This is a genomic window from Microbacterium maritypicum, assembly GCF_008868125.1.
Lineage (GTDB): Bacteria > Actinomycetota > Actinomycetes > Actinomycetales > Microbacteriaceae > Microbacterium > Microbacterium maritypicum.
Genome location: NZ_WAAQ01000001.1, coordinates 1 through 22,413 on the forward strand (window position 1 = coordinate 1; position 22,413 = coordinate 22,413).

The window sequence follows — 22,413 nt, forward strand, 5'->3', positions numbered from 1 at the left end:
TGAGTCGGTGACGTGCACGGCGGATGCGCCGTATACGGTCACCGAGCAGGACATCATCGATGGCGGTGTCGTGAACACCGCGACCGGTAATGCCACGACTCCTGAGGGTGTCGATCCGATCACCCCGCCGACCGATACGGTGGTGACGCCCACGGGGCCGGTTCCGGCGCCTCCGACGACGCCTCCTGGCGGCGGTCTCGCGACGACGGGAGCCGACAGCCTGGCTCCGATCCCGGTCGCGTTGGCACTCGTGCTCCTGGGTACAGTGATCTTCCTCGTAACGCGGCGCCGTCGGCAGAGCATGGAATCGAACTCCCAGTAACAGCAGGGGCCGCAGCGGGCAGACGTATCCTCAGCGGGTTACGTCTGCCCGCCGCCTCTCTGTGGCGTGTCGGTCCTGCGATAGCCATCGATGGCTCTGGTGCGCCCCCCAGGGAACTGGCGCCTGCGACGTTGCTGATCCCGGACGTGGCTCGGATCAGCAGTGTCACGCGTTCACTTGGTGTCGGTGCCGAAAACCGAGCAGCGAGGACTCGAACGCTGGCCGCGCCGGGCACGCGCAGGATGGCGATCCGTGAGGCGGCTGCGCGATTCCGACGGTGCGAGGCACACTTTCTTGCGGCAGCTCGGGTATTGCCGCTCGGACGCGAGAGGCACTGCGTGGAGGGTACGTCAACCTCGGATGCGGAATTGCACAGCACCTACTACTTAAGTCTAGACATTCTGGAACAACGTCCGCCCTGCTCCGGAGATGCTGTGGGTGGAGCAGGCGGGATGCCCGTCGGCGCTCTGATCTGCGGGGGAGGGCCGCTATCGGGGTGGCGCCCTATGGGGAGGCTCCTTGGGGGTGGCCTTGCGATGGGGAGCAAGGTCACCCCGGCCCTGCCTGCCGTGCGAGCAACGGCCGCGTCGAGAGTGATCGTGGGTCAGTGTCGCACGCGACGACGGGCGCGGAATGCGGCGATCGCCGTCCGCAGACGGCCGTCCTCCGTCTCCAGATAGCTCTTCTTGAGTGCGCGTCGAGCACGGTGGTAGAGCATCGCCTCTGCCGTCGCCGCGATTCCGAGGTCGGCGGCGGACTCTCTGTTGGACTTGCCCTCCAGCACCCGTGCCCAGAGCACACGCTGGTAGCGCTCGGAGAGCCCGGCGAACGCCGCCGCGAGATCACTGTCGAGGTCGCGTCCGAAGTCGGCGTGATCGGGCACGTGGTCGACCACGATCCGCTCGATGTTGTCGATCGTGTGCATCCTCGCCCGGTGTCGCAGCGCGCTGAACGAGGTGTTGCGCACGGTGGAGCGGAGGTACAGCGAGAAGGAGTCGGCGGGTCCACCGCCCCGACGGATCGCTTCCAGAACCCGGGCGAAAGACTCGCTCGCGATCTCTTCGGCCTCCGAAGGGTGAGGGGCAGTGCGTCGCGCAAGTCGCACCGCCATCTCGAAATGCCGTTGATACAGCAGGTGAGCGGAGTCGGCGTCACCAGCGCGGAAGAGTCGCACGAGCTCAGTGTCGCTGATGCTCTCGTCGACCCCGGCAGTGTCCTCCATCCCTGAATGATCCACCTCGGCGGGGCTCGGGAGCAAGAGCCGCGTCACCTATGGTGTCCATCCACACGCAGGAGGAGGGGCGGGGAGTCGAAGTTCCGGGCGGAGATAGGGGCTGCCCTCGGCGAGTCCATTCATGACTTCCATCGCGTCCTCGGAAGACCGAGCACGCGGATTGACCCATCGGAACCTCTGCTCCGTCGTCGTTCGGTCATTGCACGCACGATTGTGACGGCCGCGTAGAGGAAGAGTCCGCCGGCAATCAGGGGGACCAGGAGCACACGGACGTCACCGCTCAGGGTGTTCTGCACCCAGCCGAGACCCGGGACCGCGTAGAGGAGCTTGCCCTTAAGCTGCACTTCCCGCACGGCCTGCACATCGGGATCGAGGTTGTTGTCACCCTGCGTGCGGAAGACGTGGTCTCCCGCCGCGTTCACAGCGACTTCGATCACCCGGTGAGTGACGACAGTCGGCTCGCCCGAGTGCAGCTGAAACGTGATCACATCGCCGCCGCGGATGGCGTCGGCGGGGGTCGGCTGCACCACGATGAGCGTGCCGGGCGGGTAGGTCGGCTCCATCGAGGAGGTCAGCACAGCGAGCGGGGTGGCCCCGAGGAGAGCGGGGACGGCGATCGTTGCACCTGCGACGAGCAGCAACCCGACCAGGACGAAGAGGCCGATCCCCTGGCCCACGAGGTACAGCGATCGACCCAGGAAGCCTGTGGAGCGAGGACGTGTCGCCGGGATCGCGAGAGTGGTCATGGGGGTCCGTTCATCGAGTGCGTCGAAAGGACGCGGGGGACCGGGCGGGATGGGGATCCCGCCCGGTCGGGGAAATCAGGCGGGGTGGGAGTCCGCCCGCGGGGAGTCAGGCCTGGGTGGCGGTGATGGCGAAGTCTGCGAGAGACACGCTGCCGAGCTTGGCGAGGTTGTCCGTTGCCGGGTTTCCCGACGGCCAGCTGATGGTCACGGTGACGTCGACCGGCTGGGGTGTCCCGGTAGCGGTGAAGGTGTTGACCGCCGAGCCGTTGACGGTGAAGGTCGCCGACTCGGTCAGCAGAGCGGCGAGTTCGGTGTCTGCCGCGCCCGCCGTGGCGGGGGCGATCGACGCCGTGCCGATGCCAATCGTTCCGGTGAGGTTGTCGCCGATCGCCGTGACGTCGATCGTGGTCGTGTAGGTGAGCACGTCGCCCGGGACTGCACGGAAGCTCGCGATGTCGAGCGCATTGCCGTTCTGGTCCGTCCAGGAGCCGGCGGTCGCGTTCGAGAGCGACAGGGTTCCAGCGCTGATCGAACCGGTGGTACCGGCGTCGATCGTGTCGTTCCAGAAGGCGAGGGATCCAGCGCCTCCCATGAGGAGGGCGATTCCGGCGGTGACGGCGATGGAGCTCTTGGCCAGCTTGTTCATGTGGGTTCCTTTTCTAGGAGTGGAGGTCGAAGCTCTGGTGGTGCTTGTTTCATTGGAGAGACGGCGGGCGGGCGCATTCATAACACCTCCGCCGAGAGAGATCTGGTGGCTCATCGATCTCGTTGTGTTCCGGTGACGGTGGCCGTGAACGACGCCGACTGTCCGGCCTGTGTGATCGGTGTGGTGTCGAGGAGTGAGAGCTCGAGGCACACGATCACGGACTCGCCGGCCTCGACGGTCGCGTAGCCGGAGGAGCTGAAACCGTCGAGCGCGCCTTGTGCGCCGGCGAGATTCGCTACACAGCCCTCCCTATCCGCGACCGTCGTCACGCGTGCGCGCATGCTCTCCTTGATCGGCTCTGTGGACGACACCGCGATCGTCGTGGTCAGGTCGGCTGCCGTGGTCCCCGTGTTGGTCACCGTGAACGCATGGGCCTGTGGCGCTCCGGGGACCACCGAGTACGCTCCGAGTTCTGCGCTGTCGGTGCCGTTCACGGTGAGGTCGAGGCTTCCCGCTGTGATGGTGGCGCCGGGCATGGTCTGGCTCGCCGAGAGAGCCGCCGTGGTCGTCCCTGCCGCGGCGAGTCCCAGCGCGATCGCGCCGGCGACGACACCCGTAGCGATGAGCACGGGAGTTCTCCGGGTGCGGGGCCGCGATCTCCGCCTGCTTGTCCTCGTCATGGTCTCTCCTCCGGGGTGCCTCATGGTCTGGGGTTTTCAGGGGAGAGACGAGGAGAGCGCTCGTTCATAACGGTGCGGGCCTCAAGGCGCCGCGAACGTCCTCTACGAAGCGCTGTCTACGCCCGCGGTGTGACCGTGGTGGATGGCCTCGCCGCCGGCGAGCAGCGTAAGTGGAGCACGTCAGCCGATCTGCCGGAGTCGGCGACCAACGTCACCACCGTTCTCGGCGCCGTCATCATGGAGGCGTGAACGAACCGTCACGCGGACTCGCCAACCACCAGTCCGTCTTCGACAGCGCGCCGGAAGAGATCCACCTTGGTGAAGGCCGGCCGTCCTGCGACGACGTACTTCAGGCGGATGCGCTTGATATGGTCCACGACGGTGTTCCGGGTGATGCCCAGCGCTTCCGCGACCTGCGAGGCCGTAGCGCCGGCGGCATACAACTCCAGCACCTGGTGCTCACGCGGTGACAGCGAGACCTCGGGTGCGGAGTCGGGGGTTCGCATCTGGGAGCCGACGATCGACCACCCTGATCGACTCCGCTGCGCTGCACGTATGCCCGCGACGACCCGATGGAGCGGGTCGGTCTTCTGGATCGTCTCCACGCCTCCGTGCTCGAGCGCATCGAACGAGGATCGGGGTTGCGTGGCGGCTGTGAAGAAGAGAACCCCGATGCCGCACGACAACAGTGCCGCCACAGAAGCCGCCTGTGCCCGTCCCTCGTCGAGCACCGGGTCGACCAACACCACGTCCAGTGTCGTCCCGGCAGACAGAAGCTCGGGAACGCTGCGGAACGCGCCGATGAACGTCATATCAGGCTGAGCATTCACCAGGACCGTGATGCCCAACACCAGTGCCGGTTGATCGTCGATGATCCCCACACGTATAGGCACGTTTCAAGTCTTGGTGTTGCGAGTGCACGCAACCGCGATGCATCCCGCAATCGGTAACTGGAGGCCATGATCCTGCGTGCTCCCGAGACGGCGATGCGTAGGTCTTCGCTCTCGTGCCGTGGTGACGCAGATCCCACATCAGGGCTGGACGACCGTGGGGGAGGGGGAGAGTGGGCGTCCAGCCCTGAGCGTTGACCTCGTCATACCCTACGATCGCGCTCGATCGAGGGATAGACCCAGTTGTGGGGGGTGTCCTCGGAATACGAGTGGTCTGAGAGTCCTTGCCGCAGGATCGCGGTCCAGCGTCGTACAGATCGTCGCCGATGCGTGTCAGCGAGTCGAAGCGCGGGGTGTGGAAGATCGGCAGTTCGCCGTCGCGGCCCCGGCGTCACCGGTGACAGTGAGGGTGGTCATTGTGGTCCTTTCATTCCGAGCCGTGGGTAGCGGGGTGGGGGACGTCATCGGATGACGGGGAGACCGGTGGCCTCTGCGGCCTCAGAGATCCCGCCCGCGTCCTGCACGTCGAGTCCCGCGGCTTCCATCGCGGCGACCGCCTGCGCGGATCGGTTGCCGGACTGGCAGTAGACGACGTACTCATCCTCGGGATCGAGCTCCGAGATGGTCGTGTCGAATTCCGGGGATTGAAGGTCGATGTTGATGGCGCCGTCGAGATGGCCCTCGGCGTACTCCGCGGGGGTGCGCACATCGACAACGACCGTGTCTTCGCCGATCGCTACAGAGGGAGACGCCGTGGCAGCGCAGCCGCTCATCGCGACGGAGAGGGCGAGAGCCGCCCCGAGTGCGACGGCTCGCAGGCTACGCCGCGCCATGCGGGTGCCCCTCGCACCGCTGATCGTCGGGGACCCCGTAGAGCGCCTCCTCCACATGCTGACCGCAACCTTCCCACGTTGCTTTACCGCACTGGCCACACGTCACGCGAGCGCACATCTCCTGCACCTTTCCTTGGATCGAAGTGATTCCGATTATACCCCCCGGGGTATTATTTCGTCCATGCGCTCATCTCAGCCCGTGAAGGAACAGCCCGTCGTCGGTCAGTGGGTCGAGGGCATCGACACTCCGGTCGTGAACGAACGCGCGGTTCGAGCGTCAGCGGGGATCCTGTTCCTGGCTGGTTTCTCGGCGTGGCTCTGGAGTGTGATCACCGGTGACCTGCAGCCGATGCGGATCTTCGGAATCGTGTTCGCCATCGAGATGATGCTGCGGTTGTTCGTCGGAACAGCTTTCACTCCTACGCTCATCCTGGGTGCGCTGATCACTCGCCCGCAGCGTCCGGAGTGGGTGGAGGCGCGGTCGAAGATCCTTGCCTGGGGCATGGGGTTAGGAATGTCCCTCGCGGGGTGCTTCAGCTTGGGATGGTTGGGCCTGCCGACAATCGTCGCTCAGGTGATCTGCGGGGTGTGTCTTCTCCTGCTGTACCTGGAGACAGCCTTCGGGATCTGCCTGGGATGCGTTGTTGCCCAGCGCTTCGCGCGGCGCAAGCCGCAGTTGTGTGCGGGTGACACCTGCGCATACACACCGCCGGCGAAGGGCGAGCAGCACTCGATTCTCCGCGACTGAACCCGGGTCGATGCAGCGACCTCGATCAGCGAGAGGCGTCGCGACGCGGTGCGGTGTCGTCCCAGCGGGGCGAGGGGAGGTGCAGCAGCACCAGGCCGATGCCGGCGATCACCGAGTTGCGGAAGGCGGGGTCGAGTCCGTTCCACGAGGTGGAGCGCCACATCTGGAACCACTCGCCGCCGATCGAGATGAACCCGCCCACGAAGAGGAGGATGATCATCACCAGTCCGATCGACGACCACACGCGGGCGGCGTGGAAGCCGTGGCCGAGGAATCCGCGCACGAAGAACACGACCGCGACGATCAGGACGATCGCGCTCAGCGACTCCCAGATGATCACGCCGATGTAGGCGATGTTCCACAGCACAGGGTTGTCGATCGCCCGCCACATCACGTCGGGATCGAGCCCCTTGCCGGCCTCCTGGCCGAAGTTCGTGGTGTCCATCGCCAAGACGTGCTGCACGAAATCGAAGTTGGTGCCGTAGTCGGTGATGTTTCCGAGCGCCACCAGGAAGATGTAGAGCCCGTTCACGAGGACGAGCGCGGCCGCCGCGAAGGGCAGCGAACCGAGAAGGTGCCAACGAGGTGAGCGCACCGGCGCGTCGGTCGTAGTCATGACCAGACAGTATCGGTCGTCGTGTCCGGGCGTCGAGGGGGTGCTGCGGCGGGATCCGGATACCGTGGACGACGGTGATCGCGAATGGACGCTGAGGGGAGAGCCGTGGTGGACGACTCAGGGAGCGACCGGCGCATCCGAGACGGATACGCCGCACGTGCCGCCGAGTACACGCAGCTGTTCGGCGACATCGGGCAGATGGACGAGGCCGACCGGGAGCGCATCGGGGGCTGGGCGGATGCGGTCGACGGGCGCATCCTCGATGCCGGGTGCGGCCCGGGGCACTGGACCGCGTTCCTCGCCGAACGAGGGATCGACGCCGAAGGCATCGACCTGGTGCCGGAGTTCGTCGCCGGTGCCTGCGCGCGGTTCCCGCACGTTCCGTATCGGGTGGCATCGCTGACAGACGTCGGCGTCGCCTCGGGCTCCCTCGGCGGCGTGCTCGCCTGGTACTCGCTGATCCACGCAGGGCCGGATGAGCTCGCGGTCCTCCTCGCCCATGCTCGACGCGTTCTCCGCGACGGGGGAGCCCTGTTGGTCGGGTTCTTCGCCGGGGTCGACGGGGAGCCCTTCCCGCATGCCGTCACGACGGCGCACTACTGGTCAGTCGAGGGGCTGTCCGTGCTGCTGGAGCGCGCCGGCTTCCGCGTGGTCGACAGCGACGCCCGGGTGCAGGACGGACGCCGTCCGCACGCATCGATCAGCGCTGTCGCGGTCTGATCAGAGCGCCGGCGCTGTCCTTGCTGCGTCAGGGGATCGGCACGGCCCGATCGGCCCCGAGCCGCTTCATCACCATGGTCGAGGTGAGACGCTGCACGCCGGGCAGGGCGCCGAGGGTGTTGTCGTAGAGCTCCTGGTAGGCGCCCATGTCGCGGGTGAGGATGCGCAGCATGTAGTCGGGGTCGCCGAACAGACGCTGCGCCTCGACGACCGCGGGGATCGCCACGACGGCCTCTTCGAACGCCACGATCGTGTCCTTGTCGGTGCGCCCGATCGTCACGAAGACGATGGCCTCGAAGGTGAGGCCGACCGCTGCCGGGGCGACCACCGCGCGGTACCGCTCGATCGCGCCGGACTGCTCCAGTTCTTTGAGCCGGCGATGACAGGCGGACAGGCTCAGGCCGACCTGCGAGGCGAGGTGGGTCGCGCTCATCCGGCCGTCATCCTGCAGCAGAGAGAGGATCTCCCGGTCGAGTGCGTCCATGACGACAATTCTTGCAGGTGAAGGCGCGGATGGCTCGAAGAATCGGAGCACCTTTCGCTTGATCCTTCGTAGTCTCTTCCTCGGATTGAGGAGAACCGATGGATATCGCTCTGGTGATGCAGTTCTGGGTGGTCGCCGTCATGCTCGCGCTGACCCCCGGCGCCGACTGGGCGTATGCGATCTCCGCAGGCCTGCGTGCACGCTCCCTTGCACCGTCGATCCTCGGGATGATCGCCGGATACACCGTCGTGATCGTCGCCGTCGCTCTCGGTCTCGGCGCGCTGGTCACCGCGTATCCCGTCACCCTCACGACCCTGACGGTGGTCGGTGCGCTCTACCTGATCTTCCTCGGAGCCACGACCTTGGCCAGCCGTCCGGCTCCGATCGCGGAGAGCGGCGAGCCGATCGCGACCGGAGGGTGGGGGCAGTTCCTGCGCGGATCCGGTGTCAGCGGCATCAACCCGAAGGGGCTCCTGCTGCTCCTCGCCCTGCTGCCGCAGTTCACGAGTCCGAATGGCTGGCCGTCGACGACGCAGATGCTCGCGCTGGGCGGACTGCACCTGCTCAACATCGCGATCGTCTATACGACGGTCGGTCTGCTCGCCCGTCGACTGCTGCGCACCCGGCCCCGCGCGAGTTCGGTGGTCACGCGGATCGCCGGCATCGCCATGACCGTCATCGGCGTGGGCATCCTGATCGAGCAGGTGCTCGAATGGATGTGACGCCTGCGTGAGCGGCGGCTGACGAGGAGTCAGACGGTCACGGGCGGACGCGGACCGTTCGTCCCTCGAACGACACCAGGTCGCCGTCGCGCAACTGGCGTCCTCGGCGGCGGTCGATCTCGCCGTTCACCGTCACGTACCCGTCGATGATGACCTCTTTGGCGTCGCCACCCGAGTCGAGGAGTCCGGCGAACTTGAGGAACTGCCCGAGGCGGATCACCTCACCGCCGATGGAGATGTCGTCGATCGGATCGGAGTTCGTCATCCTTGAATGCTAATCGGCTTCGAGGCCCGGCGGATGCGACGGTGCCGCCGCCCCCGGGTGGGAGCGGCGGCACCGTCGAGTCGGGCGTCTCGGGTCCGCCCGACAGGACGCGGCCCTGATCTGCTCAGTCGATGTCGGTTCCGACGACGGCGAAGTCGGCGCTGAAGTCGATGTCGATCGAGCGGTTGTCCGAGGTGAGCACCGAGGCGTCGTAGGGGCTCACGTCGTCGCCGTCGACATCGAGGTCGGTGATCATCCCCTCGGCCTCGGCGAGTGCGGCGGAGACCAGGGCGCGGATCGTCTCGTCGTCGAGGGTGAGCGCGGGGCCGGTGTCGTCACCGTCGGCCGCGTCGGTGGAGGTGACGGATGCGACCAGGGCCTCGTCGACCCGGACCTCGGTCTCCGCCCCGGCGGCTGTCGTCAGCTGCACCTCCCAGGTGCCGTCGCGCTTCGCGTCGATCGAGGTGACCTCGCCATCGGCTGCTCCCCGCGCGGCGTCGGCGATCTCGATGAGCTCGTCGGCGGATGCCGTGCCGATTCCGGTCACCGGGCCGCGGCCGTTCGAGGGGGCGTTGCCGCGGTCGTCGTCTCCGCGGTCGTCGCCGCGCGGACCGTGGTCATCCGCATCGTGGCGGGGGCCGTCGTCGGACATCGACGAGCGATCGTCGTCGCCGAACTCGTCGCCGATCGCCGCGCCGACCGCGACGCCGCCACCCGCCAGGACGACGGCCGCAGCGATGCCTCCGCCGATGAGGAGCGCGCGCGTGCGGCCGGGCTTCGATGCGGCCGTCGCGGGAGCGGGCACGGGTTCTGCGGCGGGGAAGACCGGGTGCTGTCCGGAGCCCGCGATCGGGGCCTCCGCGCCGGGCGTCGGGGGCGGGGTCACCGGCACGGTCTCGGCATCCGGAGTGCTCTGCGGCGTCTGGTCAGGAGCGGGCGTCTGGTCGGGGGTGGGTGTCTTGTCGTCCATGTCTCGATGGTCTCCCGCGGGCGCTGAAGCCTCCCTGAAGCGTCCTGAAGACCTCTTCAGGAACCTCGGGTCCGTCTGGTCAGGCGCCGAGGGGCAGGGTGAGCACGAAGCGCGCACCACCCCAGCGGGAGTCGTCGACCGTGAGGGTGCCGTGGCCGCTGGCGGCGATGCCGCGGGCGATCGCGAGGCCCAATCCGCTGCCTCCGGCGTCGCGGCTGCGGGCCTCGTCGAGGCGGACGAAGCGTTCGAAGATCCGCTCCCGCTCCTCGGTCGGCACTCCGGTGCCGTCGTCCTCGATCGTGACGAACACGTATCCGTCCGATGGCGTCACCCCGATCGCGACGCGCCCGCGGCTGTGGCGCACGGCGTTGTCGGCGAGGTTTCGCACCAGCTGCCCGAGCAGTCGCGGGTCGCCGTGCACCCGGGCGGCGTGGATCCCGGAGCCGTCGACGTCGATTCCCGCGGCCCGGAGCCGGCGCACCTCGCCGAGGGCGATGTCGTCGAGGTCGACCGCCTCGTCATGGGTGCTCGCTCCCTCATCCAGGCGGGCGAGCAGCAGCAGTGATTCGACGATGCCCTGCAGGCGCAGTCCCTCCTCCGACACCACCTCGGCGAGTTCGCCGATGCTCGTCACATCGGGATGGGCCTGGGCCAGTTCGGCATGCTGACGGATCGTCGCGAGGGGCGAGCGCAGCTCGTGGGAAGCGTCCGAGACGAAGCGCCGCTGCGCGGTGGCCGCCGCGTCGAGCCGATCGAGCATGCCGTTCATGGTCGTCGCGAGCGCGGCGATCTCATCGGCGGTCTCCGGCACCGGTACCCGCTGGTGCAGGCGCTCTGCGGTGATGCCGTCGACCTCTTCGCGGATGAGCTCGACCGGGCGGAGGGCCCGGCCGACCACCGACCATGTGGTCACGGCGACGAGCAGCAGAAGCAGGGGGAGGGCGATGGCCAGCAGCGTCGCGACCGTGGCGAGGGTCTCGGCATCGTCCTCCATCGAGACGGCGAGCACGAGGGTCTGGTCGCGCTCGATGTCCTCCGAGACGACGAGGACGGTCTCTCCGTCGACAGTGGTCGTCTGCGGATCGTCGTCGACGGGGAGGGGTGTCGACCCGAGCTTCTCCCTGGCGTCTTCGCTGGCGGCGCGCACCGAACCGTCCGCACCGATGATCTGCAGGATCTCGTCGTCGAGCGCATCGATGCCCTTGCCGCCTGGGCCGTCTGTGCGTTCGGTGAGCTCTTCGAGGCGCTGTTCCGCCGCGCGCTCGGTGCTGCCGTGGATGCTGGCGCTGAGCACGCCGTAGAACGAGAAGGCGCCGATGAGGAGTGCGACGGCGACGACGACGGTGGCGCCGAGCGTGGTCCTGCCGCGCACAGAGCGCCAACTGCGACTAGCCACCGTCGGCCGCCAGCCGGTAGCCCGCTCCACGGATGGTCTCGATCGCCTCGCGTCCGAACGGCTTGTCGAGCTTGCGGCGCAGGTGCCCGACGTAGACCTCGACGATGTTGGGATCGCCGTCGAAGTCGTCGTCCCAGACGCCGTCGATGAGGGTGCGCTTCGACAGCACCTGGCCGCGATGACGCATCAGGTATTCGAGCACCGAGAACTCCCGAGCGGTCAGGCTCACGGGAGTCTCGCCCCGCCAGACCCGGTGCGCTGCGGGATCGAGCCGCAGATCGCCCGCTTCCAGGATCGCCGGACGCGCGACGGCTCCGCGCCGCACGAGAGCACGCAGGCGCGCGACGAGGATCGCGAACGAGAAGGGCTTGGTGACGTAGTCGTCGGCCCCGGTCTCGAGCGCTTCGACCTGGTCCCACTCGCCGTCCTTCGCCGTGAGCATCAGCACGGGGGTCCAGTTCTCTTCGGCCCTGAGCGCCTCGCACACCTTCCAGCCGCTCATGCCCGGCATCATCAGGTCGAGCACGATCGCGTCGTACCGTGTCTCACGCGCGCGCCAGAGTCCGTCGACGCCGTTGTGTGCCACGTCGACGGCGAAGCCCTCGGCCTCCAGGCCGCGGCGCACGCCCTCGGCCAGACGCACCTCGTCGTCCACCACCAGGATCCGCATGCCTCCAGTGTGGCCGCTCGACGCTGAATCGGGGCTGAAGCGGGTCGTGAGCCTCAGGCGCCGAGGGCGGCCTGGATCTCGCGGATCACCTCCCCGAGCGTGCCGGAGGCGAGCAGGCCCGGGCCGAGGGGGCCCGCGGTGTCGGAGCCGAGGGGAGGCAGTCGCCGGAGTGCGGATGCGACCTCGGGCGACAGGGCGGCGAGCTGCCACCGCACCTCGGCGGCGCGGGCATCCGGGTCCTCCGGGTGCGTGAGCTCCACGGCCTTCACGGCGTAGGCGGCGGCTCCGAGCGCATGGGCACCCATGTGCGCGACCCCTGCGGCCTGGGCGGCCGAGCGGGCTGCGGCGACCCCCGCGGGTGAAGCGGCGCTGTGGGCGGCCCGGCCCGCGACGAAGCGGCGACGGATCTCTCCCGCAGCCGTGAGCTCACCCCGTGCGAAGGCTCGAGCTCGCGCGATGGCGTCGCGCGCGCGGTCGTCGTCGGGTGCCTCCGCGTCGAACAGGGGCAGCACCCGTTCCGCGCAGTCGGCCGCCCACACCGCGACGATCCGTCGCTCGGTCTCGGTCATGCCCTGCGCAGTGGACATGCTCACCCCACCCGCCGTTCGGCACCCTGCGGGAAGCCGCGGACCGTCTCGATGATCTCCTGCATCTCCATCCCTCAATGATGAACCCCACGTGCTTATGTGGACTCTGATGCCGAAAGGATGGGGAAGATCATGACAAACCCTCCAGAGCATGTGATGACCACGGTCGCGCTCGGGCGACGGGTGGGGTACTCGGCGCAGCAGCTGCGCGACCTCGCCCGGGCGCTCGTCATCCGCGGCGTCGGACGGCTCGCCTAGGGTGGCTCGTATGACATGCAGCTCTCTGTCGGCGACGCCGACGCGCGGGGTCGCCGCGCCGACCCGGAAGCCGGGGGGCTGAACGTGCAGAAGTCAGGACGCTACGTCCGCGTCGGGAACACGGAGTACCCGCTCGCCACACCCGGAGGCCATTGGGCACTCTGGAGCTCGACCCCGGTCGAGGGTTTCCGGCGGATCGGGAACGGGTGGGTACGCAACATCTCTCCGGATGAACAGCTGGAGTGCTTCCGCGTCGAACACCGCGGTACGTATCGCGGCATCACGGTCACCGTAGAGCCCGGCAGAGACGGGCCGGACCGTCGAGGGCTGGCGCGACTCGGCACCCTCGATCCACGAGCAGCCGAGCAGGGATTCGAGATGCTCGGGTTCGAGCGGCCGGAGCTGCAGCCGTGGCTGAAGTTCGTACCCATGGATGATCCCGACCTCGACTTCGAGACGATCCGCACGCCTGAGCCGATGCCGTGGGCTGCGACGAGCCGAGACGCCGTCGCGCAGCGTTCCGTCCCGCGGGCATCCGACGCGCAGCCGTCGGCGTGGGGAGCCTTCGGGCTCCGTCTCGTCACGGCGCTCCGCGGTGTGACCGACCAGGTGTTCCTCATCGTGTCGGTCGACGGTGACCCGCTGCGCTACGTCCAGTTCGCCGGAGATCCCGACAAGCTGTACGCCGAGGCGCCGGGACTCGATGTGGTCACGGATGCCGACGAGACGGTGCTGAAGGCCGCCGGCTGGGAAGAGCCGGGGGTCGCGCAGCCGAACTGGACCTCGGAACTCGCGCTGCCTGCGTACGCGGCCGACTATCGGGAGTTCGCCGATAGGTGCGTCGCCGCGCTGCGCGACGCCTATCGGGTGTCGAGTCCCGACGTCCTCGTGCACCGTGCCTGGCGCGATCAGGAGCAGACCTCGCTCGACTTCCCCGGACTCGGTCGCGCCCAGCTCTGACCGGCGTCGGCCGGAACCGGAGGGGCGTGAAGCTCAGGGGATCATGCTCGTGCGCTCGCCGCCCACGCCCATCACTCCTGTCCGGCGATCCTCGACTCGACCTCCGCGGTGAGCGGGTTGTCGTCGGCCGGGTCGGTGATGATCGCGGTGACGGCGTCGAGCGCGAGGATGGGATAGCGCGCGACAGCGCCGATCTTCTCCTCGCTCGCGAGCACGACGGTCTCGGTGCAGCGCGAGGCCAGTGCCCGCTTGGTGACGGCATCGTCGAGCTCGCCGGTGGTCAGGCCGCGTGCGGGATCGATGCCGGTGGCGCCGAGGAAGAAGGTGTCGGCCGCGAGGTGCTGGATGGCCTCCATCGCCATTCCGCCGCCGGTCACCAGTGAGTGTCGAGAGAGCTCCCCACCGACCATGATCACCCGTGCGTCCGAGTGCTCCGCCGCCGCGAGTGCGACGGTCGGGCTCGCCGTGATCACCGTGAGCCCCGTGCCGGAGGGCAGTATCCGGGCCATGGCGAGAGTGGTCGTGCCGGCATCGAGGATGATCGTCGAGTCGGGCCGGATGGTGGCCACGGCCGCGCGTGCGACGCGCTCCTTGCTCGCGGTCGCCAGCTCGGTGCGTTCGCTCACCGGGGCCTCCGGGGCAGGGATCGGCAGGGCGCCGCCGTACACGCGCTGGAGCTTTCCCTCTTCGGCGAGTTCCCGGAGGTCGCGTCGGATCGCGTCCTCCGAGACCCCGACCTCGTCGGCGACGGTCTTGGCCACCACCCGTCCATCACGGGCGAGAAGGTCGAGCAGGTGGTCTTTGCGCTGGGCGGCGAGCATGCGTTTCCTCACGAAGTTGCACGATTGTGCATGATTCAGACTACAGTCATCCCCATGACGACGCCACTGCTGATCCTGATCGCCGGCCCCTACCGCTCGGGCGCCGACGGCGACCCCGCCCTCATCGCGAGGAACCTCGCCCGCCTGGAGGAGGCCGCGGGCCCGATCTTCCGCCTCGGCCACGTGCCGATGATCGGCGAATGGGTGGCGCTTCCGGTGCTGCGCACCCTCGACCCGGTGGATGCCGGAGAGGGCGACGTGATGTACGAGACGGCCCGCCGCCTGCTGCAGCACTGCGATGCCGTGCTGCGTCTGCCGGGGGAGTCGTCGGGTGCGGACAAGGACGTCGAGATCGCGCAGGAGCTCGGACTTCCCGTCTACCGGTCGCTCGACGAGATTCCCTCGGCCGCGACTCCGTAGGCTGGAGGCATGACCAAGAACATCTGGACCATCCTCGGCGTCATCCTCGCCGTCGTGATCGCGTGGTGGATCGTGAGCGCGCTGTTCTCGGTGCTGGCCTTCATCTTCAAGCTCATGATCGTCGCCGTCGTCGCGGTCGTGGTCTTCCTGGTGCTCCGCGGGATCTTCAGCCGCAGCGACGACTGACGTCACCTCTCACGCCTTCGCGAACGCCCCGACGCGGTACTTCGCGGCGCGGTGCGTGTCCTGCACCCGGTCGCCGCGGCCGTGGAGCTTGTTGCGAAGAGTGCCCGGCGCGTACTCCTCGGGATAGGCGCCGCGCTCGCGCAGCACCGGGATCACGTGCTCGATGATGTCCTGCCAGGTGCCGGGGGTGACCGCGTAGGCGAGGTTGAAGCCGTCGATGTCGGTCGCCTCGATCCAGGACTGCAGCTCGTCGGCGATCTCGACGCCGGACCCGACGATCGTGGGGCCGAGGCCGCCGATCGCGTTGTGGCGTCCGAAGTCGCCGACGGTCCATTCGCGGCCGAGGTCGGCCTCTTCCTTCAGATGCTGCAGAACCGACTGGATCGCGTTCGACTCGACGTTCCCGACCGGCTCGTCCTCGGCGTACTGCGACAGATCCACGCCCATCCACCCCGACATGAACGTCAGGGCGCCTTCGGGGCTCGCATAGGAGAGGTACTCCGCGTGCTTCGCCGTCGCCTCTTCGGCGGTGGCGGCGGTGATCACGGTGAGCAGCGTGTAGATGCGGGCGTCGTACCGGTCGCGTCCTGCCGCCTCGAGGGCGTCGCGAATGCGCTTGACCGTTCCGGCGAGCACCTCCTTCGAGGGGGCGGCGACGAAGATGGCCTCGGCGTTCTCGGCCGCGAACTTCACGCCGCGCGGACTCGCACCGGCCTGGTAGATCACCGGCGTGCGCTGTGGCGAGGGTTCGGAGATATGGATGCCGGGCACGCTGAAGTGCTTCCCCTCATGCCCGATCGGGTGCACCTTGGCCGGGTCGGTGAAGATGCCGCGCTCGCGGTCCTCGACCACGGCGTCGTCTTCCCACGACCCCTCCCAGAGCTTGTAGAGCACCTCGACGTACTCGTCCGCGTGGTCGTAGCGGTCATCGTGGGCGAGCTGGTCCTCCTGGCCCATGTTGCGCGCGGCGCTGGGCAGGTATCCGGTCACGACGTTCCAGCCGACGCGGCCCTGCGTGAGATGGTCGAGGGTGCTCAACCGGCGCGCGAACGGGTAGGGGTGCTCGAACGCGGTGCCGGCCGTGATGCCGAAGCCCAGGTTCTCGGTGACCGCGGCCATCGCGCTCACCAGCAGGATCGGGTCGTTCACCGGCACCTGCGCGCCGTTGCGGATAGCGGCCTCGTTCGTGCCGCCGTACACGTCGTAGGTGCCGAGCACGTCGGCGATGAAGATGCCGTCGAAGGTCGCGCTCTCCAGCAGCTTCGCAAGCTCCGTCCAGTACGAGATGGTGTTGTACTGGCGCGAGCGGTCGTCGGGGTGCCGCCACAGGCCGGACGACTGGTGGGCGACGCAGTTCATGTCGAAGGCGTTGAAGCGGATCTGACGGGTCATGCCCCCATGAAAGGGGAAGGGCGTGGACGAATCCAGAGTCCCCGAAATGCACGGACACATTCCGGTTGCGGGTCTGCCTCGCCCTGGCATTCGGCCACCCCCGCGGGCTCTACCCTTGACTGGTGACCGACGAGACCGTGACCGCCCAGCGGCTGGTGCGCCGCTTCGCCCGTGAGACCAACCTGCTCGTGTCGGGCCGGGACTTCTCGGTCATCGGGACGGATGGCGTGGCCGAGGCTCTCCGCGCTCTGCTTCCGGCGCTCGGTGCGCATCTCGGCGACGCGGGGGTCGTGTTCGCGCCGGGAGGGACGCCCGAGATCCTGCTCGACGGTGAGGCGCTGCCGCCCCGCGAGAGGGCCGAGGATCGCGTCGATGCGGCCGGACGCCATATGCCCGTCGCGACCGACCGTGCGCGGCGTCTGCGCGAGAACGGCACGGTGCGCGGAGTGCGCATCGGCATCGCGATGGTGCTCGAGCCGAAGACCGCCCAGCTCGCCCTGCTGCTGCGGGATGCGGGAGCCACGGTCGCCGTCTACGCCCACCCCGATGAGATCGACGTCGAGGTCGCCGAGGTGCTGCGTTCCCGCGGGATCCCGGTCGACGGCGATCCCTCGCTCTCGGGAGCCGCCGAACGCGCCGCCGCCGTGTCGTTCCTGCGCCGCGGCTTCGACCTGCTGCTCGACGACGGCTCGCACCTGATCCGCCTCGCGCATGAGGAGTCTCTCGCGCCGCAGCTGCGAGGTGCGGCCGAGGAGACCACGAGCGGTCTCACACCGCTGCGGCTCATGGAGCGGGAGGGCGTGCTCGAGATCCCCGTGATCGCGGTGAACGACGCCCTGACCAAGACCTCCTTCGACAACCGATACGGCACCGGGCAGTCGTGCGTGTTCGCGATCGCGGACGCGTTGGACGACGCCGGCATCCGCCTTCGTGACCAGCCGGCGGTCGTGGTCGGCTACGGGCCCGTCGGCGAGGGCGTCGCCGCCCACCTGCGTGCGCTCGGCGCGCAGGTCGGCGTCAGCGAGACCGATCCGGTGCGCGCCCTCAGGGCCGCGCACGACGGGTACCGCATCGGACGTCTGCACGATCTCGCCCCCGGTGCGCTCGTCGTCTCGGCCACAGGGGCGCCGCACACGGTCGACGCCGAGGTGCTGCGCACGGCGGCGATCGTCGCGGTCGCGGGTGGCGTCCCGCACGAGATCGACCTCGATGCCTCGACGCTGCGACCGTATGAGGGAGTGAACGGCGAGGTCTCCACTTTCGTCGAGCGCGCCGGCACCGGGGCGCTCGTGATCGCCCGCGGCGGATGTGTGAACCTGTCCGCGGGGGAGGGCAACCCGATCGAGATCATGGACCTGTCGTTCTCGGTGCAGCTCTTCGCCGTCGAGCACCTTCTCGCCCATGAACTGCCCGCCGGCGTGCATCCGCTCCCGGCCGAGGCCGACGTCACGATCGGCACCGCCGCTCTCGCCCTGCGCGGAGAGCACATCGACCAGCGCAGCCGCGCGCAGGTCGACGCGCAGCGCGAGTGGCGCTCGCCGCGATTCCGAGGAGAGTCCGCATGACCGCCGTCACCGTCTACTCGGCAGGTCTCGTGGTGCCGATCACCGCGCCTCCCATCGTCGACGGCGCGGTCGCCGTGCGCGAGGGGCGGATCATGCATGTCGGCGAACGCGAGTGGGTGCTCCGATCGCTGTCCGAGCGCGGCATCGACGCGGACGAGGTGCACTGGCCGGGCGTGCTGACCCCCGGACTCGTGAACGCCCACACGCACCTGCAGTACACCGGCATGGCCTCGGTCGGCCGTGGCCAGTACGACGGCTTCGACGACTGGGTGCGGGCATTCGACCCGGTGTACGAAAGCGGTCGCGACTGGGCGGCGGATGCGGCGGACGGCGCGGCTCAGGCGCTGCGCTCCGGCACGACGGCCGTGGCCGACGTGGTGACCGATCGTGCGGCGGCGACAGCTCTGCACGACGCCCGGCTGCACGGCATCACCTACTGGGAGGTGATGAGCTGGACCAACGCCGACTGGGCGCGCACCGGACGCACCCAGGTCGAGCAGGCCCTCGACGCGCTGCCGACCCCGCCCGGAACCGGCCTGTCGCCGCACGCCCCGTACTCGCTCGACATCGAGCCGCTCCTGGAGATCCCCGACATCGTGCGCGAGCGCGGCGGGCGCATCCACATCCACCTCGGAGAGGCCGCGTTCGAGAGCGAGTTCGCGCACGAGCATCCACAGGCCTGGCATACCGCGGGGCTCGCCAGCTTCCAGGAGCTGCGCAAGGCCGGATTCGGTACCAGCGCCACCGAGTTCGTCGATCAGCTCGGCGTGCTCGGGCCCGATTGCCATATCGCCCATGGTGTCTACATGAGCGCCAGGGACCGTGCCATCCTGCGCGAGCGCCGCACGACCGTGGCCCTGTGTCCGCGGTCGAACGCCGTCATCGGACTCGAGGAGCCGCCGATCGCGGCGTATCTGCGCGAGGGCAGTCCGATCGCCGTGGGCACCGACTCGCTGTCGTCGAGCCCCTCGCTCGATGTGCTGGCCGACGTGGCCGAGCTCGCGCGCATCGCCCGCTCGCAGGGCTACACCGACCGCGACCTGCATGCCCGCCTGCTGGGTGCCGCGACTCTCGGCGGGGCACACGCCATGGGGATCGACGTGGGCCCCGACCGCACCGGCTACCTCGCCGTGGGTGCCCTCGCCGACCTGACGTTCTTCGACGTGCAGGCCGGCCCCGACGCCGTTCCCGAACTCGTCGAGCACGGGGCGGGCCGCACCGCTGCCACGATCGTCTCCGGCGAGGTCCGTTTCGCGATCGACTCCTTCGACCGCGCCGCGGTCACCCCCGAGACCGGAGGTGTCTCATGACACAGCGCCCCACGACCGCCGAGCGGCTCGACCTCGCCCCGCACCCCGAGGGTGGCTGGTTCCGCCGAACCTGGACGAGCCCTCTGCCGGTCGAGACGCCGAACGGTCCACGACCGGCGGCCACCTGCATCCACTACCTCCTGCGTCCATCGGAGAAGAGCGAATGGCACGTCGTGACCAGCGACGAGCTGTGGCTGTGGCACGGACCTGGGCGGCTCGAGCTGAGCCTCGGCGGCGATGGCGCGGAACCGGGCGAGGCGACCGCCGTGGTGCTCGGCCCCGACGACGCCGCGCAGGTGCTGGTGCCCGCCGGCGTCTGGCAGGCCGCCCGTCCGCTGGATGCGGAGGAGGTCCTGGTGTCGTGCTTCGTGTCCCCAGGTTTCGATTTCGCCGATTGGCGACTGGCCGCATCGCCTACTCTGTAGAGGCAGACCCGTCTCTGCAGAAGCAGACCCGTCCTGCCTCGCCGTCTTCTCCATACCCTTCCTCGCCCTGGAGTCATCGTGCCCTTCGCCCCCTCCCTCCGCCGCGCGACGGTCGTCGCCGCTGCGGCCGCCGCCATCGCCCTCACCCTCTCCGCGTGCAGCACGCCGTCGACCGACTCCGGCAGCGGAGATGGCTCGGGACTTCCGACCGTGACCGAGGGCAAGCTCACCATCGCCACGGGTGAGCCCAACTACGAGCCGTGGTTCGTCGACGACGACCCCTCCAACGGCGAGGGCTTCGAGGGTGCGGTCGCCAACGCCGTCGCCGAGCAGCTCGGCTACACGGCCGACGACATCGTCTGGGTGCGCACCACCTTCGACGGCGCCATCGCGCCCGGCCCCAAGGACTGGGACATCAACCTGCAGCAGTTCTCCATCACCGACGACCGCAAGAAGGCCGTCGACTTCTCGTCGCCGTATTACACGACCACGCAGGCCGTCGTCGCGGTCGGCGGCTCGCCCGCGGCGTCGGCGACGACCATCGACGAGCTCAAGGCCACCAAGGTCGGCGTCGCCAGCGGCACCACCAGCTACACGGTCGCCAAGGCTCAGCTCGGCGAGGCCGACCTCAACGTCTTCAACTCGGTCGACGACGTCGTGCTCGCACTCAAGGGCGGTCAGATCGACGCCATGATCACCGACCTTCCCGGTGCCTTCTACGTCGTCGGCGCTCAGCTCGACGACGGCGTGGTCACCGGACAGTTCGCCGACGCGAACGGCGGAGACGACTTCGGCATCGTGCTGCCCAAGGGCTCAGCCCTCACGGCCGATGTCACCAAGGCGGTCGACGCCCTGCGTGACAACGGCACGCTCGACGAGCTGCAGCAGAAGTGGCTCAGCGACGCGGTCGACGTCCCCGTCCTGAAATGACCTCGACCTCCGTCGACGCGGAGTGGCAGCCGAGCGAGCTCGAGCTGTCACGCCGCGCTCTGCGGCGTCGGGCGACCACCCGATCCGTCCTGATCGCGTTCGGCAGCAGCATCGCGCTGTTGGCGGTGCTGATCGTGGTCGTCGTCAACACTCCAGGCTGGGCGATCGTCAGCCAGACGTTCTTCGACCCGCAGGTCGCACTCCAGAGCATCGGACCGATCTTCCAGGGCCTGCTCGTCAACCTGCTGGTGCTCGTCATCGCCGTGGTGTGCGTCGCGATCCTCGGCACGCTCCTGGCCACCATGCGCTCGCTGCGCGGCCCGGTGTTCTTCCCGCTGCGCGCGCTCGCCGCGGCCTACACCGACTTCTTCCGCGGCATCCCGCTGCTGATCGTGCTCTACCTCGTCGGCTTCGGCATCCCCGCGCTGGGGATCTTCCCGCGCATGCCTCCGATGTTCTGGGGCACGATCGCGCTGGTCCTGACCTACTCGGCCTATGTCGCCGAGGTGCTCCGCGCGGGCATGGAGGCGGTGCACCCCTCGCAACGCATCGCGGCGCGTTCGCTCGGCCTCACTCACGGCCAGACCCTGCGGATCGTCGTGATCCCGCAGGGCGTGCGCAAGGTCGTCCCCGCCCTCATGAACGACTTCGTGTCGATGCAGAAGGATGTCGGCCTGATCTCGGTGCTCGGGGCGGTCGATGCGGTGCGCGCGGCTCAGCTGATGGTCGCCGAGACCTACAACTTCACGCCCTACGTCGTCGCCGGTCTCATGTTCATCGTGCTCAGCTGGCCGATGATCCGCCTGACCGATGTCGTCACGGCGCGTCTGAACAAGCGCGAGCAGGCCGGAGGAGTCGTATGAGCGTCCCCGTGATCGAGGCCAGGGGCGTGCGCAAGCGCTTCGGCGACCACGACGTGCTGCGCGGCATCGACCTCTCGGTCGGCACGCACGAGGTCGTCGTGCTGATCGGCGCCTCGGGCTCGGGCAAGTCGACGCTGCTCAAGACCATGAACCTCATCGAGGGCATCGACGACGGACAGATCTTCCTGTCCGGCGAAGACATCACCGACCCGCGGGTCGACGCCGATGCCGTGCGGGCGCGGATCGGTGTCGTTTTCCAGCACTTCAACCTGTTCCCGCACCTCACCGTGCTCGACAACGTCACGCTCGCGGCGGTGCGCGTGCACGGCATGCGCAAGACGGAGGCGCGGGCCAAGGCGCGCGAGCTGCTCGATACTCTCGGGCTCGGCGCCAAGGCCGACGAGTATCCTGACCGGCTCTCGGGCGGACAGCAGCAGCGCGTGGCGATCGTGCGCGCCGTCCTCACGCAGCCCGAGGTGCTGCTGCTCGACGAGATCACCAGCGCGCTCGACCCGCAACTGGTCGGCGAGGTGCTCGACCTGGTGCGGCAGCTGAAGCGGCAGGGCGCCACGATCGTGATGGCGACCCACGAGATGTCGTTCGCCCGCGAGGTCGCCGACCGCATCGTGTTCCTCGAACACGGCGTCGTCGTCGAGCAGGGCCCGCCCTCTCAGGTGTTCGACGCCCCGCAGCACGCGGCCACCGCGGAGTTCCTGGCACGCGTGCAGCACTGAGTCGGGGTGCTCGACGAAGC

Annotated in this window: 30 protein-coding genes; 14 read left to right on the top strand and 16 right to left on the bottom strand. The window is 68.8% G+C overall.

Going from position 1 to position 22,413, the window contains the following annotated elements:
* Positions 1-322 (top strand): LPXTG cell wall anchor domain-containing protein (locus F6W70_RS00005; RefSeq protein ID WP_151485570.1); only part of this gene is annotated, 322 nt, incomplete at its 5' end.
* Positions 323-926: 604 nt separating this feature from the next.
* On the opposite strand, the gene F6W70_RS00010 is transcribed toward F6W70_RS00005, so the two are convergent.
* From F6W70_RS00010 to F6W70_RS18060, 7 genes are all read right to left on the bottom strand, one after another.
* Positions 927-1,544: an RNA polymerase sigma factor gene (locus F6W70_RS00010; RefSeq protein WP_151485571.1), complete on the bottom strand. Its 618-nt coding sequence runs from the start codon at positions 1,542-1,544 to the stop codon at positions 927-929.
* A gap of 131 nt (positions 1,545-1,675) precedes the next feature.
* Complete coding sequence (locus F6W70_RS00015) at positions 1,676-2,302, bottom strand: signal peptidase I (RefSeq protein ID WP_151485572.1); 627 nt, start codon at positions 2,300-2,302, stop codon at positions 1,676-1,678.
* Between the two features lie 106 nt (positions 2,303-2,408).
* Positions 2,409-2,948 carry an alternate-type signal peptide domain-containing protein gene (locus tag F6W70_RS00020; protein WP_151485573.1) on the bottom strand — a complete coding sequence of 180 codons (540 nt, stop codon included), beginning with the start codon at positions 2,946-2,948 and terminating at the stop codon, positions 2,409-2,411.
* A gap of 110 nt (positions 2,949-3,058) precedes the next feature.
* Positions 3,059-3,577 carry a hypothetical protein gene (locus F6W70_RS00025; protein ID WP_151485574.1) on the bottom strand — a complete coding sequence of 173 codons (519 nt, stop codon included), beginning with the start codon at positions 3,575-3,577 and terminating at the stop codon, positions 3,059-3,061.
* A 308-nt stretch (positions 3,578-3,885) separates the two neighbouring features.
* The gene (locus tag F6W70_RS00030) at positions 3,886-4,521 is read right to left on the bottom strand and encodes a response regulator transcription factor (protein ID WP_151485575.1); all 636 of its coding nucleotides are present in this window, start codon (positions 4,519-4,521) and stop codon (positions 3,886-3,888) included.
* 458 nt (positions 4,522-4,979) lie between these two features.
* The gene (locus tag F6W70_RS00035; RefSeq protein ID WP_082531540.1) at positions 4,980-5,351 is read right to left on the bottom strand and encodes a rhodanese-like domain-containing protein; all 372 of its coding nucleotides are present in this window, start codon (positions 5,349-5,351) and stop codon (positions 4,980-4,982) included.
* On the bottom strand, positions 5,338-5,469 hold the full coding sequence (locus F6W70_RS18060; protein ID WP_489649022.1) for a DUF8730 family Cys-rich protein: 132 nt from the start codon (positions 5,467-5,469) through the stop codon (positions 5,338-5,340). The genes F6W70_RS00035 and F6W70_RS18060 overlap by 14 nt, the downstream gene beginning before the upstream one ends.
* 81 nt (positions 5,470-5,550) lie before the next feature.
* On the opposite strand from F6W70_RS18060, the gene F6W70_RS00040 reads away from it, so the two are divergent.
* Positions 5,551-6,099, top strand: coding sequence for a DUF4395 domain-containing protein (locus tag F6W70_RS00040; RefSeq protein ID WP_170287831.1), 549 nt, complete (start codon positions 5,551-5,553; stop codon positions 6,097-6,099).
* Between the two features lie 25 nt (positions 6,100-6,124).
* On the opposite strand, the gene F6W70_RS00045 is transcribed toward F6W70_RS00040, so the two are convergent.
* Positions 6,125-6,715: a DUF2165 domain-containing protein gene (locus F6W70_RS00045; RefSeq protein ID WP_055875194.1), complete on the bottom strand. Its 591-nt coding sequence runs from the start codon at positions 6,713-6,715 to the stop codon at positions 6,125-6,127.
* 105 nt (positions 6,716-6,820) lie between these two features.
* Between F6W70_RS00045 and F6W70_RS00050 the strand changes: the two genes are divergently transcribed.
* Positions 6,821-7,435: a class I SAM-dependent methyltransferase gene (locus F6W70_RS00050; RefSeq protein WP_151485578.1), complete on the top strand. Its 615-nt coding sequence runs from the start codon at positions 6,821-6,823 to the stop codon at positions 7,433-7,435.
* Between the two features lie 28 nt (positions 7,436-7,463).
* On the opposite strand, the gene F6W70_RS00055 is transcribed toward F6W70_RS00050, so the two are convergent.
* The gene (locus F6W70_RS00055; protein ID WP_017829836.1) at positions 7,464-7,919 is read right to left on the bottom strand and encodes an Lrp/AsnC family transcriptional regulator; all 456 of its coding nucleotides are present in this window, start codon (positions 7,917-7,919) and stop codon (positions 7,464-7,466) included.
* A gap of 98 nt (positions 7,920-8,017) precedes the next feature.
* Between F6W70_RS00055 and F6W70_RS00060 the strand changes: the two genes are divergently transcribed.
* On the top strand, positions 8,018-8,641 hold the full coding sequence (locus F6W70_RS00060) for a LysE family translocator (RefSeq protein ID WP_151485579.1): 624 nt from the start codon (positions 8,018-8,020) through the stop codon (positions 8,639-8,641).
* 37 nt (positions 8,642-8,678) lie between these two features.
* On the opposite strand, the gene F6W70_RS00065 is transcribed toward F6W70_RS00060, so the two are convergent.
* The 5 genes from F6W70_RS00065 to F6W70_RS00085 form a co-directional block, all read right to left on the bottom strand.
* Entirely contained in the window at positions 8,679-8,906 is a 228-nt protein-coding gene (locus F6W70_RS00065; protein ID WP_017829834.1) for an RNA-binding S4 domain-containing protein, read from the bottom strand.
* A 124-nt stretch (positions 8,907-9,030) separates the two neighbouring features.
* Positions 9,031-9,876 carry a hypothetical protein gene (locus tag F6W70_RS00070; RefSeq protein ID WP_151485580.1) on the bottom strand — a complete coding sequence of 282 codons (846 nt, stop codon included), beginning with the start codon at positions 9,874-9,876 and terminating at the stop codon, positions 9,031-9,033.
* Positions 9,877-9,955: 79 nt separating this feature from the next.
* Positions 9,956-11,248, bottom strand: a complete 1,293-nt coding sequence (locus tag F6W70_RS00075; RefSeq protein ID WP_151485581.1) for a sensor histidine kinase — start codon at positions 11,246-11,248, stop codon at positions 9,956-9,958.
* Positions 11,249-11,264: 16 nt separating this feature from the next.
* On the bottom strand, positions 11,265-11,942 hold the full coding sequence (locus F6W70_RS00080) for a response regulator transcription factor (protein ID WP_017829831.1): 678 nt from the start codon (positions 11,940-11,942) through the stop codon (positions 11,265-11,267).
* A 53-nt stretch (positions 11,943-11,995) separates the two neighbouring features.
* Positions 11,996-12,529, bottom strand: coding sequence for a putative immunity protein (locus F6W70_RS00085; protein WP_151485582.1), 534 nt, complete (start codon positions 12,527-12,529; stop codon positions 11,996-11,998).
* 132 nt (positions 12,530-12,661) lie between these two features.
* Between F6W70_RS00085 and F6W70_RS17905 the strand changes: the two genes are divergently transcribed.
* Positions 12,662-12,787, top strand: a complete 126-nt coding sequence (locus F6W70_RS17905) for a hypothetical protein (protein WP_318278758.1) — start codon at positions 12,662-12,664, stop codon at positions 12,785-12,787.
* A 15-nt stretch (positions 12,788-12,802) separates the two neighbouring features.
* A complete protein-coding gene (locus F6W70_RS00090; protein ID WP_055875176.1) occupies positions 12,803-13,747 on the top strand; it encodes a TY-Chap domain-containing protein in 945 nt (314 codons plus the stop codon).
* Positions 13,748-13,818: 71 nt separating this feature from the next.
* Here the strand turns inward: F6W70_RS00090 and F6W70_RS00095 are convergent, their stop codons facing one another.
* Positions 13,819-14,568, bottom strand: a complete 750-nt coding sequence (locus F6W70_RS00095) for a DeoR/GlpR family DNA-binding transcription regulator (protein ID WP_151485583.1) — start codon at positions 14,566-14,568, stop codon at positions 13,819-13,821.
* 54 nt (positions 14,569-14,622) lie between these two features.
* On the opposite strand from F6W70_RS00095, the gene F6W70_RS00100 reads away from it, so the two are divergent.
* Both F6W70_RS00100 and F6W70_RS17715 read left to right on the top strand, forming a co-directional pair.
* Positions 14,623-14,988 carry a DUF4406 domain-containing protein gene (locus F6W70_RS00100; protein ID WP_318278759.1) on the top strand — a complete coding sequence of 122 codons (366 nt, stop codon included), beginning with the start codon at positions 14,623-14,625 and terminating at the stop codon, positions 14,986-14,988.
* Positions 14,989-14,997: 9 nt separating this feature from the next.
* Entirely contained in the window at positions 14,998-15,174 is a 177-nt protein-coding gene (locus tag F6W70_RS17715; protein WP_055871313.1) for a hypothetical protein, read from the top strand.
* A 9-nt stretch (positions 15,175-15,183) separates the two neighbouring features.
* On the opposite strand, the gene F6W70_RS00105 is transcribed toward F6W70_RS17715, so the two are convergent.
* Complete coding sequence (locus F6W70_RS00105; protein WP_151485584.1) at positions 15,184-16,566, bottom strand: LLM class flavin-dependent oxidoreductase; 1,383 nt, start codon at positions 16,564-16,566, stop codon at positions 15,184-15,186.
* Positions 16,567-16,688: 122 nt separating this feature from the next.
* On the opposite strand from F6W70_RS00105, the gene F6W70_RS00110 reads away from it, so the two are divergent.
* From F6W70_RS00110 to F6W70_RS00135, 6 genes are all read left to right on the top strand, one after another.
* Positions 16,689-18,131 (top strand): adenosylhomocysteinase, encoded by a 1,443-nt coding sequence (locus tag F6W70_RS00110; RefSeq protein ID WP_151485585.1) that lies wholly within the window; start codon positions 16,689-16,691, stop codon positions 18,129-18,131.
* Positions 18,128-19,441: an amidohydrolase family protein gene (locus tag F6W70_RS00115; protein ID WP_151485586.1), complete on the top strand. Its 1,314-nt coding sequence runs from the start codon at positions 18,128-18,130 to the stop codon at positions 19,439-19,441. The genes F6W70_RS00110 and F6W70_RS00115 overlap by 4 nt, the downstream gene beginning before the upstream one ends.
* The gene (locus tag F6W70_RS00120; protein ID WP_055871295.1) at positions 19,438-19,866 is read left to right on the top strand and encodes a cupin domain-containing protein; all 429 of its coding nucleotides are present in this window, start codon (positions 19,438-19,440) and stop codon (positions 19,864-19,866) included. The genes F6W70_RS00115 and F6W70_RS00120 overlap by 4 nt, the downstream gene beginning before the upstream one ends.
* Before the next feature lie 78 nt (positions 19,867-19,944).
* Positions 19,945-20,796: an ABC transporter substrate-binding protein gene (locus F6W70_RS00125; protein WP_055871287.1), complete on the top strand. Its 852-nt coding sequence runs from the start codon at positions 19,945-19,947 to the stop codon at positions 20,794-20,796.
* Positions 20,793-21,659 carry an amino acid ABC transporter permease gene (locus tag F6W70_RS00130; RefSeq protein WP_017829818.1) on the top strand — a complete coding sequence of 289 codons (867 nt, stop codon included), beginning with the start codon at positions 20,793-20,795 and terminating at the stop codon, positions 21,657-21,659. Before F6W70_RS00125 ends, F6W70_RS00130 begins: the two co-directional genes overlap by 4 nt.
* On the top strand, positions 21,656-22,393 hold the full coding sequence (locus F6W70_RS00135; protein ID WP_151485587.1) for an amino acid ABC transporter ATP-binding protein: 738 nt from the start codon (positions 21,656-21,658) through the stop codon (positions 22,391-22,393). The genes F6W70_RS00130 and F6W70_RS00135 overlap by 4 nt, the downstream gene beginning before the upstream one ends.
* The last annotated feature ends 20 nt before the right edge of the window (positions 22,394-22,413 follow it).

What these genes read in the sequence shown, in the direction of transcription:
- F6W70_RS00070 (WP_151485580.1), bottom strand. Translation starts at nt 9,876, where the DNA reads ATGGACGACAAGACACCCACCCCCGACCAGACGCCCGCTCCTGACCAG.
- F6W70_RS00020 (WP_151485573.1), bottom strand. Translation starts at nt 2,948, where the DNA reads ATGAACAAGCTGGCCAAGAGCTCCATCGCCGTCACCGCCGGAATCGCC.
- F6W70_RS00120 (WP_055871295.1), top strand. Translation starts at nt 19,438, where the DNA reads ATGACACAGCGCCCCACGACCGCCGAGCGGCTCGACCTCGCCCCGCAC.
- F6W70_RS00035 (WP_082531540.1), bottom strand. Translation starts at nt 5,351, where the DNA reads ATGGCGCGGCGTAGCCTGCGAGCCGTCGCACTCGGGGCGGCTCTCGCC.
- F6W70_RS00115 (WP_151485586.1), top strand. Translation starts at nt 18,128, where the DNA reads ATGACCGCCGTCACCGTCTACTCGGCAGGTCTCGTGGTGCCGATCACC.
- F6W70_RS00065 (WP_017829834.1), bottom strand. Translation starts at nt 8,906, where the DNA reads ATGACGAACTCCGATCCGATCGACGACATCTCCATCGGCGGTGAGGTG.
- F6W70_RS00100 (WP_318278759.1), top strand. Translation starts at nt 14,623, where the DNA reads ATGACGACGCCACTGCTGATCCTGATCGCCGGCCCCTACCGCTCGGGC.
- F6W70_RS18060 (WP_489649022.1), bottom strand. Translation starts at nt 5,469, where the DNA reads ATGTGCGCTCGCGTGACGTGTGGCCAGTGCGGTAAAGCAACGTGGGAA.
- F6W70_RS17905 (WP_318278758.1), top strand. Translation starts at nt 12,662, where the DNA reads ATGACAAACCCTCCAGAGCATGTGATGACCACGGTCGCGCTCGGGCGA.
- F6W70_RS00135 (WP_151485587.1), top strand. Translation starts at nt 21,656, where the DNA reads ATGAGCGTCCCCGTGATCGAGGCCAGGGGCGTGCGCAAGCGCTTCGGC.
- F6W70_RS00010 (WP_151485571.1), bottom strand. Translation starts at nt 1,544, where the DNA reads ATGGAGGACACTGCCGGGGTCGACGAGAGCATCAGCGACACTGAGCTC.
- F6W70_RS00090 (WP_055875176.1), top strand. Translation starts at nt 12,803, where the DNA reads ATGCAGCTCTCTGTCGGCGACGCCGACGCGCGGGGTCGCCGCGCCGAC.
- F6W70_RS00105 (WP_151485584.1), bottom strand. Translation starts at nt 16,566, where the DNA reads ATGACCCGTCAGATCCGCTTCAACGCCTTCGACATGAACTGCGTCGCC.
- F6W70_RS00130 (WP_017829818.1), top strand. Translation starts at nt 20,793, where the DNA reads ATGACCTCGACCTCCGTCGACGCGGAGTGGCAGCCGAGCGAGCTCGAG.
- F6W70_RS00015 (WP_151485572.1), bottom strand. Translation starts at nt 2,302, where the DNA reads ATGACCACTCTCGCGATCCCGGCGACACGTCCTCGCTCCACAGGCTTC.
- F6W70_RS00045 (WP_055875194.1), bottom strand. Translation starts at nt 6,715, where the DNA reads ATGACTACGACCGACGCGCCGGTGCGCTCACCTCGTTGGCACCTTCTC.
- F6W70_RS00060 (WP_151485579.1), top strand. Translation starts at nt 8,018, where the DNA reads ATGGATATCGCTCTGGTGATGCAGTTCTGGGTGGTCGCCGTCATGCTC.
- F6W70_RS00080 (WP_017829831.1), bottom strand. Translation starts at nt 11,942, where the DNA reads ATGCGGATCCTGGTGGTGGACGACGAGGTGCGTCTGGCCGAGGGCGTG.
- F6W70_RS00085 (WP_151485582.1), bottom strand. Translation starts at nt 12,529, where the DNA reads ATGTCCACTGCGCAGGGCATGACCGAGACCGAGCGACGGATCGTCGCG.
- F6W70_RS17715 (WP_055871313.1), top strand. Translation starts at nt 14,998, where the DNA reads ATGACCAAGAACATCTGGACCATCCTCGGCGTCATCCTCGCCGTCGTG.
- F6W70_RS00055 (WP_017829836.1), bottom strand. Translation starts at nt 7,919, where the DNA reads ATGGACGCACTCGACCGGGAGATCCTCTCTCTGCTGCAGGATGACGGC.
- F6W70_RS00095 (WP_151485583.1), bottom strand. Translation starts at nt 14,568, where the DNA reads ATGCTCGCCGCCCAGCGCAAAGACCACCTGCTCGACCTTCTCGCCCGT.